1 protein-coding gene is annotated in these 795 nt (G+C 41.3%); it reads right to left on the reverse strand.

Annotated features, from left to right (window positions below; all coding sequences use genetic code 11):
* The coding region (gene syd, locus GFB48_RS17265) for a SecY-interacting protein (protein ID WP_163938737.1) at positions 1–592 on the reverse strand (592 nt) is incomplete at its 3' end.
* Between the last annotated feature and the right edge of the window lie 203 nt (positions 593–795).

Raw genomic sequence — 795 nt, forward strand, 5'->3', positions numbered from 1 at the left:
GCCCCATATTGGCTTGTGGTGGTTGCTCAAGTTGTTGTTCAAATTGCTGTTCTAACACCAATCTTGGGGATATCTGAGCAAGTAGTTGTGGTACATTTTCTGCTAATAGCTGGTGCGGCTCCTGCCCAGGAACTTCAAGATAGAAATAGCCATTGTGATTATCAATCACAATGTTTTCATCACCATTGTCTAACGTTCCCACAAAAAAAGTCACTGGCTGTTTAAGCTTGGTTTTCATTAACCCATGGGAAATTAAGTTTTCTTTTAAAAAGATCAGATCCTCATCATTCCAAACTTGCAATAAATGCCCCTTGCCAAATTGACTGTCAAAATACAAAGGTCCGCCGTAATAACTGCCGTATATTAAAGCTAGGTTTGGATGGATATCTAATTCTAAGCCACGACCTATATCAGCGAAGTCTTCAATGGGGGTTTTTAAATGGGGTTGCCAGTGACACAGCATGTCGTTAATTTTTGACACTTGCGCAGGGGAAGTTTCGTCAAAGTGGAAATGCAGTGGTAACTGATTGGCTTGCTGTTGGTAATAGTTAACATAGTTGCTTAGCCATGACGCTAATGGGTGATCTGCCATTAATGAGCCCAAAGTAATTTAAGGTTATAATGACTATTATTTTGGCACGGAAACACTATAAATGTCACAGGCTCCTGAAAATTATCATAATAACCAAGCTCTAGCTGAGCTAACTTTAGGCAAATCGACAGGCTATGTCAGCGAGTATGCGCCTGAACTTCTCCAAGGCGTACCAAGAAGCCTAAATCGTGATGCCCTAGCCC

Origin of the sequence: Paraferrimonas sp. SM1919, assembly GCF_010993985.1 — a bacterium.
In the GTDB taxonomy this organism is placed as follows: Bacteria; Pseudomonadota; Gammaproteobacteria; order Enterobacterales; family Shewanellaceae; genus SM1919.